This is a genomic window from Streptomyces microflavus (genome assembly GCF_014650075.1).
GTDB lineage: Bacteria > Actinomycetota > Actinomycetes > Streptomycetales > Streptomycetaceae > Streptomyces > Streptomyces microflavus.
Window position 1 is genome coordinate 186078 of sequence record NZ_BMUG01000006.1, and the last position, 14507, is coordinate 200584.

Annotated in this window: 9 protein-coding genes; 7 read left to right on the forward strand and 2 right to left on the reverse strand. The window is 71.4% G+C overall.

Annotation, left to right across the window (positions count from 1 at the left end):
* Positions 1–97 precede the first annotated feature (97 nt).
* On the forward strand, positions 98–2011 hold the full coding sequence (gene dxs / locus IE264_RS18880; protein ID WP_015612159.1) for a 1-deoxy-D-xylulose-5-phosphate synthase: 1914 nt from the start codon (positions 98–100) through the stop codon (positions 2009–2011).
* Positions 2012–2199: 188 nt separating this feature from the next.
* On the forward strand, positions 2200–3687 hold the full coding sequence (locus tag IE264_RS18885) for an amino acid permease (RefSeq protein ID WP_043973647.1): 1488 nt from the start codon (positions 2200–2202) through the stop codon (positions 3685–3687).
* A 22-nt stretch (positions 3688–3709) separates the two neighbouring features.
* Here the strand turns inward: IE264_RS18885 and IE264_RS18890 are convergent, their stop codons facing one another.
* Together IE264_RS18890 and IE264_RS18895 are read right to left on the reverse strand one after the other, a co-directional pair.
* Complete coding sequence (locus IE264_RS18890) at positions 3710–4105, reverse strand: NTP pyrophosphohydrolase (protein ID WP_032753590.1); 396 nt, start codon at positions 4103–4105, stop codon at positions 3710–3712.
* Between the two features lie 39 nt (positions 4106–4144).
* Positions 4145–5224, reverse strand: coding sequence for an LCP family protein (locus IE264_RS18895; protein WP_032753591.1), 1080 nt, complete (start codon positions 5222–5224; stop codon positions 4145–4147).
* Between the two features lie 304 nt (positions 5225–5528).
* On the opposite strand from IE264_RS18895, the gene IE264_RS18900 reads away from it, so the two are divergent.
* The 5 genes from IE264_RS18900 (at position 5529) to IE264_RS18920 (ending at position 14494) form a co-directional block, all read left to right on the forward strand.
* Complete coding sequence (locus IE264_RS18900) at positions 5529–6650, forward strand: PLL family lectin (RefSeq protein WP_032753592.1); 1122 nt, start codon at positions 5529–5531, stop codon at positions 6648–6650.
* A 221-nt stretch (positions 6651–6871) separates the two neighbouring features.
* Entirely contained in the window at positions 6872–8668 is a 1797-nt protein-coding gene (locus tag IE264_RS18905; RefSeq protein WP_501040345.1) for a stealth family protein, read from the forward strand.
* Complete coding sequence (locus IE264_RS18910) at positions 8665–9609, forward strand: hypothetical protein (protein ID WP_015612165.1); 945 nt, start codon at positions 8665–8667, stop codon at positions 9607–9609. The genes IE264_RS18905 and IE264_RS18910 overlap by 4 nt, the downstream gene beginning before the upstream one ends.
* Before the next feature lie 8 nt (positions 9610–9617).
* Positions 9618–12491: a stealth family protein gene (locus IE264_RS18915; RefSeq protein WP_032753593.1), complete on the forward strand. Its 2874-nt coding sequence runs from the start codon at positions 9618–9620 to the stop codon at positions 12489–12491.
* A 32-nt stretch (positions 12492–12523) separates the two neighbouring features.
* Positions 12524–14494 carry a PIG-L family deacetylase gene (locus IE264_RS18920; protein ID WP_051821679.1) on the forward strand — a complete coding sequence of 657 codons (1971 nt, stop codon included), beginning with the start codon at positions 12524–12526 and terminating at the stop codon, positions 14492–14494.
* Positions 14495–14507 lie beyond the last annotated feature (13 nt).

The following is a 14507-nucleotide window of genomic DNA, read 5'->3' on the forward strand; positions in this document are numbered from 1 at the left end:
GCGCTCGAACACAGGCGCCCGCTGCCCATGCCCGGCGGTGGAACATTAGACTCATCGGATCGGCACGCTCGATCAGCTCAAACGCAAGGAGGCACGGGTGGATCTGCTGACCCGCATCAAGGGACCGCGCGACCTGGACCGGCTCAGCGTCGACGAGCTGGAGCAGCTCGCGGAGGAGATCCGTACCTTCCTCGTCGACGCGGTGTCCAAGACCGGCGGACACCTCGGCCCCAACCTGGGCGTGGTGGAGCTCACGATCGCCCTGCACCGGGTGTTCGAGTCGCCCCGGGACAAGGTGCTCTGGGACACCGGCCACCAGAGCTACGTGCACAAGCTGCTCACCGGCCGCCAGGACTTCTCCCGGCTCAAGAGCAAGGGTGGCCTCTCCGGCTACCCCTCCCGTGCCGAGTCCGAGCACGACATCATCGAGAACAGCCACGCCTCCACGGTCCTCGGCTGGGCCGACGGCCTGGCCAAGGCGAACGAGGTCCTCAAGAAGGACGACCACGTCGTAGCGGTCATCGGTGACGGCGCCCTCACCGGCGGTATGGCCTGGGAGGCGCTGAACAACATCGCCGCCGCCAAGGACCGCCCGCTCGTCATCGTGGTCAACGACAACGAGCGCTCGTACGCTCCCACGATCGGCGGCCTCGCCAACCACCTCGCCACCCTCCGCACCACCGACGGGTACGAGCGGTTCCTGGCCCGCGGCAAGGACATCCTGGAGCGCACGCCCGTCGTCGGCCGCCCGCTCTACGAGACCCTGCACGGCGCCAAGAAGGGCCTCAAGGACTTCATCGCCCCGCAGGGCATGTTCGAGGACCTCGGCCTGAAGTACGTCGGCCCGATCGACGGCCACGACATCGAGGCCCTGGAGTCCGCGCTCCAGCGCGCCAAGCGCTTCGGCGGCCCGGTCATCGTGCACTGCCTCACCGAGAAGGGCCGCGGCTACACCCCGGCCCTCCAGGACGAGGCCGACCGCTTCCACGCCGTCGGCAAGATCCACCCGGACACCGGTCTGCCGATCTCCACCTCCGGCCTGGACTGGACCTCGGTCTTCGGCGAGGAGATGCTCAAGCTCGGCCAGGAGCGCGAGGACATCGTCGCGATCACCGCGGCCATGCTCCAGCCGGTCGGCCTCGGCAAGTTCGAGGAGGCCTTCCCCGACCGGATCTACGACGTCGGCATCGCCGAGCAGCACGGCGCGGTCTCCGCGGCGGGCCTCGCCACCGGCGGACTCCACCCGGTCTTCGCGGTCTACGCCACCTTCCTCAACCGCGCCTTCGACCAGGTCCTGATGGATGTCGCCCTGCACAAGTGCGGCGTCACCTTCGTCCTGGACCGCGCCGGAGTCACCGGCACCGACGGCGCCTCGCACAACGGCATGTGGGACATGTCGATCCTCCAGTGCGTGCCGACCCTCCGGATCGCCGCCCCGCGCGACGCCGACCAGGTCCGCGCCCAGCTCCGCGAGGCCGTCGCCGTCGACGACGCGCCCACCGTGGTCCGCTTCTCCAAGGGCGCGGTCGGCCCGGCCGTCAAGGCGGTCGGCAAGGCCGGCGGCATGGACATCCTGCGCGAGCCGAAGGCGGCCCGCCCGGACGTCCTGGTCGTCTCCGTCGGCGCGCTCGCCCCGATGTGCCTGGAGATCGCCGACCTGCTGGACGCCCAGGGCATCTCCAGCACCGTCGTCGACCCGCGCTGGGTCAAACCGGTGGACGAGGCGCTCGCCCCGCTCGCCGAGCGCCACCGCGTCGTCGTCACGGTCGAGGACAACAGCCGCGCCGGCGGCGTCGGCTCCGCCGTCGCCCAGGCCCTGCGCGACGCCGGGGTCGACGTACCGCTGCGCGACTTCGGCATCCCGCCGGTCTTCCTCGACCACGCCTCCCGCGGCGAGGTCATGGCCGAGATCGGGCTGACCGCACCGGACATCGCCCGGCAGGTCACCGGCCTGGTCGCCAAGCTCGACGGCCGCTTCGAGAGCCGCGCGGTGGAGCCCGCCCGCGACTGATCCCCGTACCTCCATACGGCCGACGGGCCGGGAGAACCGCCCCTGTACGGGTGGTTCTCCCGGCCCATTCGCGTGAAACGGGCCGGATGGCGCGTTCCCGTGCCTACCCGGTCCGATCATGGCGTTCACAACCAATGCGTGGAGGTACGCAGGTGAGCGCGCAGGTCACACCACCCCGCGGAAACGGTATGTTCCGCACCAAATCCGTCGAACAGTCGATCCGTGACACCGAGGAGCCGGAACACGGGCTCAAGAAGTCCCTCTCCGCCCTGGACCTGACGGTCTTCGGCGTCGGCGTCATCATCGGCACCGGCATCTTCGTCCTCACAGGCCAGGTCGCCAAGGAGACGGCGGGCCCCGCCACCGCCATCGCGTTCGTCGCGGCGGGCGTCGTGTGCGCCCTGGCCGCGCTCTGCTACGCCGAATTCGCCTCCACCGTCCCGGTGGCCGGCTCCGCGTACACCTTCGCGTACGCCTCGCTGGGCGAACTGGTGGCCTGGATCATCGGCTGGGACCTGGTGCTGGAGTTCGCGCTGGGCACCGCGGTGGTCGCGGTCGGCTGGTCCGGCTACGTCCGCTCACTGATGGACAACGTCAACTGGACGATGCCCGAAGCACTGTCGGGACCGGATGTGGCGGAAGGATTCGGCTTCGACATCCTGGCCTTCGCCCTGGTGCTGGTGCTGACCGTCATCCTGGTCATCGGCATGAAGCTCTCCGCCCGGGTCACCTCGGTCGTGGTGGCGATCAAGGTCGCGGTGGTCCTCATGGTGATCATCGCGGGCCTCTTCTTCATCAAGGCCGAGAACTACAAGCCCTTCATCCCGCCGGCCGAGAAGCAGGAGACGGGCGGCGGCTGGGACGCCCCGCTGGTCCAGCTGATGTTCGGCTACGAGCCCACCAACTTCGGTGTGATGGGCATCTTCACCGCCGCCTCCATCGTCTTCTTCGCCTTCATCGGCTTCGACGTGGTGGCCACCGCCGCCGAGGAGACCAAGCTGCCCCAGCGCGACATGCCGCGCGGCATCATCGGCTCGCTCATCATCTGCACGGTGCTCTACGTGGCGGTCTCCCTGGTGGTCACCGGCATGCAGAACTACCGCGAACTCTCCGTCAGCGCCCCGCTCGCCGACGCGTTCAAGGCCACCGGGCACCCCTTCTACGCCGGACTGATCAGCTTCGGCGCGGCGGTCGGGCTCACCACGGTCTGCATGATCCTGCTGCTCGGCCAGACCCGGGTCTTCTTCGCGATGAGCCGCGACGGCCTGCTCCCGCGCTTCTTCTCCAAGACGCACCCGCGCTTCCACACCCCGTACCGCCCGACGATCCTGCTCGGTGTGCTGATCGCGATCATCGCCGGGTTCACGAGCATCGAAGAGCTGGCCACCCTGGTGAACATCGGCACGCTCTTCGCGTTCGTCATCGTCGCCCTCGGTGTCCTGGTCCTGCGCCGCACCCAGCCGGACCTGCCCCGCGCGTTCCGTACGCCGTGGGTGCCGCTGCTCCCGATCGTCTCGGTGGCCGCCTCGGTCTGGCTGATGCTCAACCTGCCCGTGGAGACCTGGGTGCGCTTCGGCGCCTGGATGGTCCTCGGCGTCGTCGTCTACTTCGCGTACGGGCGCTCCCACAGCCGGATGAGCAGGGAACGGCGCCAGGGCGTGTCCGGCGGATCTTGACCGGCTCCGCGGCGGACACGCCCTAGGACGGCGGCAGCGGCCGTACCGTACGGGGCCCCACGCACCGGGCCCCGTACGCCTCGACCCGCTGCCGCAGCCCCCGGTCGGCGGTGACGACCACGCAATCGCGTTCCGGGGCGGCGGCCTTCGCCAGCTCGGCGATCAGGTCGTCACCGCTGCCGGGGGCCGAATCGACCCGGACCCCGGCCACGGAGGCGACACCCCGTGCGGCCCCTTCGACGACGAGCACCAGCTCGACGGGGCCGGGCAGCCCCGGCAGCCCGTCCGTCGCGTACGGGACGAGCGCGTCCCGCAGCCGTACCGCCGCCCCGTGCCGGTCCCGCCACCAGCCGTCGGGCACGGAACCGACCACGTTGGCTCCGTCCACGATCACCAGTACCGCTGTGTCGTCGCTCATCCGGGCAGGGTGTCACGGGGCGGCCGTCCCCCGGTGCGGTCAGCCGCCGGTGGCGGGGGACTTCTTCGCTTCCTCCGGGATGGTGGTGTCCTCGCGGATCGCCTTCCACAGCTGACCGGCCTGCGGTTCGGCCGAGATCACGCGGTTCGGGTCGATCTTGTCGTACGCCACCGGCAGCATGATGGTCTCCATCGAGGCCGGGTCGACGCCGTTCATCGAACGGGCGAACTCCGCCAGCGAGTTGAGCGAGGCGAGCCCCGAGTCGGTGGTGAGCGACTTGGTGGCCGACTTGGCGATCTTGTACGAGTTCGTCGGGCTGCCCAGCAGGTCCTGCGACTTGACCTCGCTGAGCAGGGACATCAGGAACTGCTGCTGGAGCCCGATGCGGCCGAGGTCGCTGCCGTCGCCGATGCCGTGCCGGGTCCGGACGTACGCGAGGGACTCGGTGCCGTTCAGCTTCTGCGGGCCGGCGGTGAGGTTCAGCCCGCTCGCCTTGTCGTTGATGTCCTGCGGCACATCGACGGTGACCCCGCCGATGGCGTCGACCAGGTCCTTGAACCCGGCGAAGTTGATCTCCAGGTAGTGGTCGATGCGGACGCCGGACATCTTCTCCACCGTCTTCACCACACAGGCCGGGCCGACCTGCGCGTAGACGGAGTTGAACATGACGCGCTCCTTGGCGGGCACCGTCGATCCGCCGTCCTTGGCGCACTCGGGCCGGGTCACCAGGGTGTCGCGCGGTATGGAGACGGCGACGGCCTTGGAACGGCCCTCGGGTATGTGGACCACCATCGCGGTGTCCGAGCGGGCCCCGCTGACGGCGCCGCCGCCACCCAGCTCCTTGTTCTCCGCCCCGGCGCGCGAGTCCGAGCCCAGGACCAGCAGGTTCTGCCCGCTGGTGGGGAGCTTCTCCGGCCGGTCCTCACCGAGCGCCTTGTCGATGTCGACGCCCTTGATGTTCCCGTCGAGCTGGCTGTAGAGCCAGTAGACCGTGCCCCCGCCGGCGAGCAGGAGGACGAGCAGGACACCGAGCGTGATCTTGAGGCCGCGGCGCCGTTTGCGGGGCTTCGCCGCACGTCGGGAGGCGCGGGGGCCCGGAAGCGTCTCGTCGTTGCTCATCCTGCGCGAGTCCTCAAATCTCGTGGCCCGGGTCGGGGCGGAGTGCGGGGGACTCGGGTGGGGGGTGTGACCGGTCCGTGAATGTATGACTGACCGAGCACTATAGAACACCTGAGCCCCCGGCAGGAGGGACGGGCAGCGTCGGGCCGGAGTTATGGGGGCCCGCTCCGGGCCGTCGGCGCACGGTGTTCGGGCGCGGATCCTGAACCGAAGTGAAGCCCCGGTGAAGTATGTGAGAAAATTCCGACCGAAGGTCTGTTCGGTTATGGCGTGCGGGCCGGGTGACGGGGAGAAGGGGCAGGGCATGGGAGCGAGGTCCGGGCGCACCGCGCGGAGGAGTCGCCCGGCGGGCGACGGGGGGACCCCGGTGGCGGGCACGCGGGTCGCCGGTCTCCGTGCACCGGTCGTGGACGGCCCCTGGATCGTGATGGGGAAGGACCTGCGGCTCACCATGTTCGCACGCTCGGACCGGGGGCTGCTGCGCTGGACCCAGCGGGCCGCCGCGGGGCACGAGTGGGCCGGTCCGGACGTCTTCGAGGCCCCGCGCCTGTCGCATCTGACGGTGGTGCAGGGGGCCGACGGCTTCGTGCGCTTCATCGGCCGCCGGGTCTCGGCGGAGGGGCACGCCACGGGAGTCGTGCACGCCGCCCAGTACCAGACGGGTCGTCCGGTGACGGAGTGGAAGCCGGTGGGCAACCCGCACAAGGACGCGGCGAGCGCGCGGCGCATCGGCGTTCCGGCGGCGGCCGTGAGCGGCTCCGGGAGTGTGCACGTCTTCGTCGCCAACGCCGGGGGCGGCGTGTCGATGCGGAACGAGGACGCGAAGGGCGCGTGGGGGCCCTGGCGCGACCTCCAGGGGAGCGACGCGTACGACGGGGCGGTCGCCGTCGCCGCCGCGTCCGGCCGGGTCGAGTACCTCGCACCCGGCGACGGCGTGGCCATGCGCTGGCAGCAGGAGAAGCCCGACGGCGGCCTGGGGCGCTGCCCGGACCTGCAGATCGCGGTGGACCCCGGCAGCGCTTCGGGGCTGGAGACCGCGCCCGACCGGTTCACGTACTACTGGTCCGACGTCGCGACGGGCGGCCTGTTCGCCCATCGTCCGGGCGCTTGGGTCGTCCCGCTGGGCGGTGGTCCGGCCGAGGGGCGGATCGCCGCGCTGCGCGCCTGGCTCGACGGTTACGACTGCACGGTGCTGGCCCACCGGACCCCGGAAGGCGAGATCATGCTCGCCGCCTGCGGTACGGAGAACGAGGGCGGCGGCATCTGGTGGTCACGCACGGCCGAGCGCAGCGCCCGGCCGCCCGCCCTGGCCTGCGACGCCGAGGGGCGTGTGGTGATGGCCCTGTTCGGCGAGGACGGCGCGTTGCGGATCGCGCGTCAACTTCCGGAGCCGGGGCTGGCGATGGCGCCCTCCGCCCGCGTCTGAGCCCCGGAGCCCCGGCGTCTCCCACCGCCGCCGTCCATCCCTGTCACCTTCATCACACATGCGAAGAAAGAGTGATGTCGGATGGACAAAAAGTGGCGTCAATGTGAAGATCGAGTGGCGGGCTGTCTTCTGTCATGACAGCGTCCGCGGGCGGAACTTTCGGTGGGGCGAAAGAGTGAGGCGGGGCTGCGGCTCCGGTGTAACGGGGCGGGCTGATTTTCGTGAGCGTCAACAATCCTGAGACCAGTGCGCTGGTGTCGACATATAGATCTTTGGTGCCGATGCGGACGCGTCGGCGACTCGTGCGCCGCGTCCCCGCACCCCTGCGCAACATGGTCATGCACCTGCTCGCGAGCTTCGACTCGGTCCGCTCCGCCATGGTGGTGCGGGCGCTCGGCGGGCGGAGCAATCCCGCCCGCCACAGCCCGGACGCCTCGCTGCGCGTCGTGCGGGTCCAGGGCCGGCACGTACGGGCCGTGGTGGTGCGCGGCGCGACTGAATGGGCCGCGCGCGCCAGGAACCTCCACCTGCTCGTCGCCGTGCTGGACGAGGCGGAGATCGACCACTTCGCCGTCCGGGGAACCGCCCGGAACCTTCCGTGCGTCGCGGTGCCGGCCCGTCTCCGCGCCGAGACCGAAGAGGTGCTCCAGCTCGCCTTCGGCCGCAACCCCGGCTACGTCGCGCAGGAGGACGGCGGCCAGGCCCGGTCGGGTTCCTCCGCCACGACCTGGCGGCGGCTGCGCTCGCGCGCCGTGCTCCGGCTGTCCTGGAACGTCTGCGACCCCACCGGCCATCTGGTCTTCGGCCCCGAGTCCGGCTGCGACCTGGAGTTCTGGGAGGAGCGCGAGGGCGAGCTGTGCGCGCCCCGCCCGAACACCGTCGTCACCCAGATCCCGGTGGGGACGGAGTTCCGCACCGCCGAGCAGAAACTGTTCAGCCCGGTGCCCGGCCCGTACCACACCGGGCACACCCGGACCGTCGCCGACTTCACCGCACGGCTGCCGACCGACCACGCCTTCCCGATCGACGTCGTTTACACCTGGGTCGACGACTCCGACGCCGTATGGCGCTCGGAGAAGGACGCCGTGCGGCGGTCACTGACCGCCGACAGCGACCGGCTGCACGAGCAGGCCGACAACGGCGCCCGCTACACCAGCCGCGACGAACTCCGCTACTCCCTGCGGTCCATCCACCAGTACGCGCCCTGGGTGCGCAACATCTTCCTGGTCACCGCCGGGCAGACACCGGGCTGGCTCGACACGGACGTCCCGGGCCTCACCGTGGTCGACCACCGCGAGATCTTCTCCGACCCGGCGGCCCTGCCCACGTACAACTCGCATGCCATAGAAAGCCAGTTGCACCGCATACCCGGCCTCTCCGACCACTTCCTCTATCTCAACGACGACGTGTTCTTCGGGCGGCCGGTGCAGCCGGGCCACTTCTTCCACCCCAACGGCCTGACCAAGTTCTTCCTGTCCAAGGCGCTGATCCCGTCCGGAAACGTGGCCCCCGAGGACCTCCCGGTCAACGCGGCGGGGAAGAACAGCCGCGGTCTGATCGCCCAGCAGTTCGGCACGGTCATCTCGCAGAAGATGAAGCACACCCCGCACGCGCTCCGGCGCAGCGTCCTCACCGAGATCGAGCACATCTACGCGCGGGCCCACTGGGTCACCCAGCACTCCCGCTTCCGCTCGCCCCACGACATCCCCATCGCCTCCTCGCTGCACCACTACTACGCCTACCACCTGGCCCGTGCGACGCTCGCGGACCTCAGGTACGTCTACATCGACATCGGCGACGAGAAGGCGCAGCAGCGGCTCAACCGCCTCGTCGTCCAGCGGAACTTCGACACCTTCTGCATCAACGACACCCTGGTCCCCGAGGACCCCGACGCCCAGGAGCGCATGGTGCGGCGGTTCCTCGACAGCTACTTCCCCGTGGCGAGCCCCTTCGAGCTGCACGGGTCGCAGGGCGCCCCGACGCGCCGCACCCACGAGCTGGGACGGACCGCCGGATGAGGCTTCGACGCGCCCACCTGGGCGCCGCCCGACGCCGACTGGCCCCCCGCGCCGCGGCGCTGCGCTCCCGGCTGATGCTGCGGGTCTTCCTGCCGCTGCGCTCCGGCCGCACGGCCCGCCTGCGGTACGCCGCCGTGCTCGACGGCCACACCGTCAACCTGCACGCCGAACTGCCCGGCTCGGTCCGGCTGCCCGACAGCGCGGACCTCGTGCTGGGCAGCGGACGGCAGCGGTACGAGAGCACCGCCCGGGTCTACGAAGACCCCGACGGCCGGGTGCTGATGGACGCGGTCGTGCTCCTGGGCGCCGAGGTGGGCGGGGCCCCGGTCGACGCCGGACGCAGGCGGCTGCGCCTGCGGCTGACCACCGGCCGGCGGACCCGTCTGCTGCCGCTCCTGCTGGTGGAGCTGCCCGTTCCCTACGAGGGTCCGACGAAGCCGATGACGGCGTCCGGGGTGACCGGCCGGCGCCACCGGATCGGCCGCTCCGTCACCGGGAGCGCGCGCGTGGTCACGGCCGACGCCCGACCTGGCGCGGAAGTCGTCAAGGTGCACATCACCCACGCGGGCGTCGCCGTCGACTTCCGGGTCCTCGGCACCCGGATCGACGAACCCCGGGCGGAGTTCCTCGCCTCGGGCCGCCGGATCCAGCAGTCCGTGACGGCGCGGGAGGACGGCATCACCCGGGTCGAGGTCCCCCTCCAGGGGATGACGCCCCGGCGCACCAGGCCCGAGCACTGGGACGTGGTGGTGTACGGCGCGTCCGGCTCCAGGCTCCGGCTCGGCCGCCGCCTGCACGACGTACGCAACCCCCTGCGGGTCTTCGCCATGCGCGGCACCGTCATCGCTCCCCCCGGCCACCGGCCGCTCCTCGTCCAGCCCCGCTACACCTCCGCGGGCAATCTGCGCATCACGTGCACCCCGATGCCGGAAATCGGCTGAAAGACCAGATGAAGATCACCTTCCTGCTCACCACCGCCGACGCCGTGGGAGGGACCGAACGGGCTGTTTTCAACCAGGCCTCGGAACTCGCCGTCCGGCACGACGTCCGGGTCCTGAGCGTCTTCAAGTCCCAACCGGCGCAGTTCTTCTCGCCGGACGAGCGGGTCCGCGTCGACTACCTCGTCGACCTCACCGGCCCGGTGCAGCGCCCCCTGCGCCCCACCGGCGTCGACGACGCCGTCTGGGCGCAGCTCTCCGCGCAGCCCAGCCAGGTCGTGGACCGCTCATGGGAGTCCGCGTTCAACCGGGTCTCCGACCTGGAGCTCGAACTGGCCCTCCAGGACACCGACACCGACGTGCTGATCACCACCACCCCGGCCCTGATGGCGCTCGCCGTGCACCTGGCGCCGTCCCGGGTGGTCACCGTCCACCAGGAGCACCGTGTCTCCGAGCTGCGCGGGACCAGCGGCGAACCGCTCCTGCGGCACTCCGCCCGGCTCGACGCGCTCGGCGTCCTGAGCGAGCGGACCCGTGAGTGGTTCGCCGAGACGCTCGGCGCGGGCGCGCCCCGGCTGGAGGTCGTGCCCAACGCCCTCCCCAGCGGCTACCGCCCCAAGTCCACCCTGGAGACCCGCACGGTCGTCATCGCCGGACGTCTCGTCGGCGAGAAGCAGATCGACCACGCCGTCACCGCCTGGGCGGCCATCGCCCCGCGCCACCCGTCATGGACCCTGCGGATCTTCGGCGACGGGCCGCTCAGCGGCGCCCTGCGCCGCCAGATCGACTCCCTCGGCCTGCACGACTGCGTCCAGCTCAACGGCAACTCGCCGCACCTGGCCGAGGAGTGGGCCAAGGCCAGCATCGCCCTGCTCACCTCGCGCAACGAGGCCTTCGGCCTGGTGCTCGCCGAGGCCCAGGCCGCCGGCGTCCCCGTCGTCTCCTACGACTCGCCCAACGGGCCCCGCGAGGTCGTCATGGACGGCCACTCCGGTCTGCTCGTGCCCCCCGGCGACATCGACGCGCTCACCGCCTGCCTGCTGCGGCTCATCGAGGACGCCCCGCTGCGCCACCGGATGGGCGCGGCCGCCCTGGGATCCGTCGAGCGCTTCGCCCCGGCCGTGGTGACCGCCCGGTGGGAACACGTCTTCTCGGAACTCGTCGCCGCCCGGGACAGCGGCCGCCGCGACATCGCCAAGGCCGAACGGCAGGCCATGCACGACCTGGTCAGCGGGGCGGACGGCGGCGTGCCCGCCGCCTCCCCGGCCCCGGCCAGCACGGTCCGCGGCGGCGGGGCGCAGGCCCTGGAGGCGCGGCTCCTCAAGAGCGTGCGCGGTCTGGTCCGCGACGGCGGGCAGCTGTGCCGCCCCCTGGAGTGGGAGTCCCCCTGGGACATCGTCCAGGCCAACCTCGCCCTCGCGGCCGACGCCCTGGAGAGCGCCGGCGTCCCCTACTTCGTGGTGCGCGACTCCCTGGTCCGGCACACGGTCGCCGTGCACGCCACCTACCGCGAGGCCGTACTGAAGGCACTGGCGGGCGCCTACGCCGACCAGGCGGTCTACGTGTCGGTGCTCAACGAGAACCAGAACGCGGTCGCCACCGTCCTCGCCGGGATGCTGGAGAACTACCTCGACACGCCCGGTTCCGGCGTGCGCGTCTACCAGAGCGCGGTCTCCCGCTCCCGCACCCTGCGTCTGGGCGCGGTGTACGGCTGCACCATCTCGTTCTGGGACGAGGACCCCGAGGACCCGGCGTTCTTCCTCTCCCCGACCCGTACCTCCGTCGGTACGCGCCTGCCCCAGCAGTCGATGGTCCGCAGCCCGATGCCGCTGGCCGGGCGCACCTACCCCTCGATCACCCCCTTCACCCGGCCGCTCCACGGCGACGTGAACTTCCCCGTGGACGCCGTGTACACCTGGGTCGACGGATCCGACGTGCACTGGCTGGACCGGAAGAACACCGTCCTCGCCGGGCTGGGCCTGCAGACCGAGGACGCGGCCACCAGCGCCGCCCGGTTCCGGGACCGCGACGAACTGCGCTACTCGCTGCGCTCCATCGACATGTACGCGCCCTGGATCCGGAACATCTACCTGGTGACGGACCAGCAGGTGCCGTCCTGGCTGGATACCTCCCACCCCCGGGTACGGGTGGTCGACCACCGCGAGATCTTCGGCCGGCGCGGCGCCCTGCCGACGTACAACTCCCATGCGATCGAGAGCCAGCTGCACCACATCGAGGGGCTGGCCGAGCACTTCCTCTACTTCAACGACGACGTGTTCGTGGGCCGCACGCTCCAACCGGGCATGTTCTTCCACAGCAACGGCCAGGCGAAGCACTTCATGTCGCCCACCGCCGTGCCGATGGCGCCGGCGAGCTACGCCGACGAGTTCAACATCAGCGCCGCCAAGAACAACCGGGCGCTCATCGAGGCGACCTTCGGCCAGGTGCTGGCCCACTCCTTCCTGCACGCGCCGCATCCGCTGCGTCGCAGCGTGCTGGAGGAGATGGAGGGCTACTACCAGGAGGCCATGGCGACCACGGCGGCCAACCAGCTGCGCAGCCACAGCGATCTCTCGGTGGCCTCCTCGTTGCACCACTACTACGGGTTCCACACCCTGCGCAGCGTCCCGGGCAGCATCTCCTGCGGCTTCGTCAACGTCGGCCTGAGCGACCACAAGTCACGCCTGAACCGCATTCTGACCGCCAGGCCGCACGACGTGTTCTGCCTCAACGACTTCCACGACGGGGACGTCCCGGAGGAGGAGCAGGACGCGATCCTCACGGCGTTCCTTCCGAGCTACTTCCCCATCGCCAGCCAGTTCGAGACCGGTTCGGAGCGCAACCAGAGACGCCGCGCCGGCTACCTGCCCGGGTGGCCGCTGTGACCGGCCAGGACCCATCGCGAGGGAGACGCACCATGGACACCACGTCATCCGTCCTCCAGATCGTCGCGCACCCCGACGACGACCTGTACTTCATGAACCCCGCCACCTTCCAGGCGATGAAGGCGGGGGTCCGGACCACCACGGTCTACCTGACCAGCGGGGACGCCCAGGGCGAGAACCCCCGCCCCTGGTCGACGGAGCCCGTGGTCGCGGACCGGGAGGCCTACGGCAAGGCGCGGCAGAACGGTCTGAAGGCCGCGTACGCCGCGATGGTGCTGGGCGACCGCACCGCCCCCTGGACGAGCGGCACCTGGCAGACCGCGGACGGCGGCCTCGCGGAGGTGTACTCCCTGGCGGCCGCACCGTGGGTCACGCTGTTCTTCCTCAACATCCGCCAGCACGGTACGCCGGAGGGGCCCGCGCGCAGCCTGCACGTGCTGTGGCGCGCGGAGGCCGAGAGGGTGCCGACCCTGGTGCCCCGGGGCGGTCTGGTCGGCGAGGTCCACTGGTACACGCGCCCGGGTCTGGTGGCGACGCTGGTGAACCTGATGGAGATCGTCCGGCCCACCGTGATCCGCACCATGGACCCGGACCCCGACCGGCTCGTCCACGACGAGAAGTTCCCCCAGCGCCACGACCACGGAGACCTCAGCGACCACTGCGACCACACCGCCACCGCCCTCTTCAGCTGGACCGCGATCAGCCAGTACCGCGGCCCCGCCGAGGGCCGGCACTTCGCCGTCGAGGCCTTCCGCGGCTACTACAACGAGCGGTGGCCGCACAATCTCAGCCCCCAGGCGGTCTCGCTGAAGGAGTTCTTCCTCAACATCTACGGAGCCGCCGACGGGTACGACTGCGGCGACCCGGCCGGCAGCGGCGACTACGCGGTCGGTCTCAACTCACGGGGCCCCGGCTGGGTCCAGAGCACCACCCCGCGCTACCCCGCCACGGGCGACCGGTTGCTGAAGGACGCGCGGGGACGGCTGACGGCCTTCGCCGTGATCGACCAGCAGGCGGCGGTCTGGGTGCAGGCGCAGCCCGGCGGCGGCCAGTGGCGCGGCCCCTTCCTGCTGGGCGGCGCTCCGCTCGCGCCCGGACTCGCCGTGTCGCTGACCCCGGACGGCCGCTGGCAGGTGTTCGCCGAACGGCTCTCCCACCTCGCCCACGACGACGGGCACGGACGGGAGATCGTCGTGCTCGAACAGTCCGCCCCCGACGGGCCGTTCGGCGAATGGGGGACCCTGGGCAACCCCTCGGCGGGGGACCCCCGCCGCGACCGCCACCTGGGCGCGCCGGTCGTGACCCGGGACGGCAAGGGCCGCCTGCACCTGTTCTTGCGCAACGCCGGCCTCGGCGTCCACTCGCGGGTCCAGGAGGCGGACGGCAGCTGGGGCGAGTGGCTGGACCTGCGCGGGTTCGACGTCCAGGAAGGGCTGTCCGCGCTCACCGCCCGCGACGGATCCGTCGAGCTGTTCGCCTCCAGCCGCGAAGGGGTCTTCCACTGGAGCCAGGACACCATCGACTCGCTCCCCTCGCGCGCCCCCCGGTTCAAGCTGAGCGTTCCCTCCGGTCCACCGGCCGCCCTCGTGCAGCCGGGCGGCCGGGTGCTGGTCGTCTTCCGGAAGCCTGGCGACGGCCGTCTGATGCTGGCGGAGGAGGACACCCCCGGCGGCCGCTGGGCGAAGCCCGCGGAGCCGATCGGGGGCCGGGGCGGCTTCGGTCCGGTGGCGGCCGCCGCGAGCACCTCGCCGGAGACCGGCACGCTCCTGGTGACCCGCAGCGACCCGGGCGGGCTGGCCTACCGCTTCCACCCGGACGACTCGCCGTGGCAGGAGCTGTCGACGGCCGAGCTGGGCGGCACGGTCGTGGGGGCCCCGGCGGCCGCCTTCGACTCGGCGGGCCGGGCCGTGGTGACCGCCCTCGGCAACGACGGGCGCCTCCATGTGACGACGCAGCACGCCGCAGGAAGGGGCGGCTTCGGCCCCTGGACGGCGATCGGCTGAGCGGCCCCGCACC

Coding starts and splice junctions, on each gene's coding strand:
- IE264_RS18885 (WP_043973647.1), top strand. CDS start 2,200: ATGTTCCGCACCAAATCCGTCGAACAGTCGATCCGTGACACCGAGGAG.
- IE264_RS18890 (WP_032753590.1), bottom strand. CDS start 4,105: ATGAGCGACGACACAGCGGTACTGGTGATCGTGGACGGAGCCAACGTG.
- IE264_RS18895 (WP_032753591.1), bottom strand. CDS start 5,224: ATGAGCAACGACGAGACGCTTCCGGGCCCCCGCGCCTCCCGACGTGCG.
- IE264_RS18900 (WP_032753592.1), top strand. CDS start 5,529: ATGGGAGCGAGGTCCGGGCGCACCGCGCGGAGGAGTCGCCCGGCGGGC.
- IE264_RS18910 (WP_015612165.1), top strand. CDS start 8,665: ATGAGGCTTCGACGCGCCCACCTGGGCGCCGCCCGACGCCGACTGGCC.
- IE264_RS18915 (WP_032753593.1), top strand. CDS start 9,618: ATGAAGATCACCTTCCTGCTCACCACCGCCGACGCCGTGGGAGGGACC.
- IE264_RS18920 (WP_051821679.1), top strand. CDS start 12,524: ATGGACACCACGTCATCCGTCCTCCAGATCGTCGCGCACCCCGACGAC.